Source organism: Streptomyces sp. NPDC093064 (assembly GCF_044754605.1).
GTDB lineage: Bacteria > Actinomycetota > Actinomycetes > Streptomycetales > Streptomycetaceae > Streptomyces.
Genome location: NZ_JBIVPK010000148.1, coordinates 1 through 1,460 on the forward strand (window position 1 = coordinate 1; position 1,460 = coordinate 1,460).

The window sequence follows — 1,460 nt, forward strand, 5'->3', positions numbered from 1 at the left end:
CAGGGCCCCGGCGTTTGCCCGGCTCATCCTGACTTGATCGGTTGATGTCGGTAGTGGGCCCCGAAAGTAGGCGAACACGGCCCCTGTGGATCATGGAGTTCTCTACGCTTCAAGATCCACGAAGGTGCCGTGTTCGTCCCACCATCATCGCTCATCGCTGCTCCCACTTGTCCCGCGCCCCGTCTGGATGCCCTGCGTGAAGGTGTCGCGCGGCATCAAGTACGCAGCCTGGTAGCGGAGTTCGAGTCGCTCACCGATCCGCGTGGAGCCAGCGGGGTGCGCTACCGGCTCTCCTCGTTGCTGGCCCTGATGGTCTGCGCGATGACACCCGCGGGCCATGACTCGGTCACTGCGGCAGCGGAGTGGTGCCGGCGTGCGGCCCCCGAGGAACTGGCCGCCTTCGGCCTGCCCTACCACCCGCTCCTCGGCCGCTACCGGGTACCGAGTGAGAAGACCCTGCGCAGCGTGCTGGGGCGCCTGGATCCGGCTGAGCTCAGCGCGGCCGGCTTCGCCTACCTGACGTCCCTGTTCCCCGACGAGCGGGCAACTCCCGCGCCGCTGATGCCGGACGGCGGCCCAGAGCGCGAACAGCGCCGGGCCCACCAGGCTGCCGCCCAGGCCGATCCGGTGCGCCGCAGGCGCCGGGCGATCGCGGTGGACGGCAAGTGCCTGCGCGGTGCCAGGCGCCCTGACGGCAGCCGGGTTTTCGTGCTCTCCGCAGTCCGCCACGGCGACGGCATCACCCTGGCCTCGCGTGAGATCGGTGCGAAAACGAACGAGATACCCGAGTTCGCGCCCCTGCTCGACCAGATCGACGACGCCGACCTCGCCGGGGCGGTCATCACCGCCGATGCTCTCCACGCCCAGCACGTCCACGCCGCCTACCTGCGCGAACGCGGCGCCCACTACCTCCTCACGATCAAGAACAACCAGCGAGGTCAAGCCCGCCAACTTCACCGCCTGCCCTGGAGAGAAGTCCCCGTGATCCACCGTGACGACGCCCGCGGCCACGGCCGCCACGAGCAGCGTCACGTGCAGGTCGTCACGGTGGACGGCCTGCTCTTCCCGTACGCCCGCCAGGTCCTGCGCATCCAGCGCAGACGCCGTCTGTACGGGGCGAAGAAGTGGTCCAGCGAGACCGTCTACGCCATCACCGACCTACCCGCCGAACAAGCCGATGCGGCCGAGATCGCCGCCTGGGCCCGAGGGCACTGGACCGTGGAGAACACCGTCCACTGGGTGCGTGATGTCGTCTTCGGCGAGGACAAGTCCCAGGTCAGGACGCGCAATACGCCCGCCGTGCTCGCCGCCGTCCGCGACCTGATCCGCAGCGCGCTCAAGCTCGCCGGGTACGTCAACACCGCCGCCGGACGCCGAGCCCACACCGAACGCCACCGCGTCCTCGCCCTCTACGGCATCACATGATCAACCAGACATCCGAGGCAAACGCCGGGGCCCTG

The 1,460-nt window shown here is 69.2% G+C and carries 1 protein-coding gene; it reads left to right on the forward strand.

The genetic code is table 11. From position 1 onward, the window contains the following. Positions 1-129: 129 nt before the first annotated feature. Complete coding sequence (locus tag ACIQFZ_RS43490; protein ID WP_402694007.1) at positions 130-1,425, forward strand: ISAs1 family transposase; 1,296 nt, start codon at positions 130-132, stop codon at positions 1,423-1,425. Positions 1,426-1,460 lie beyond the last annotated feature (35 nt).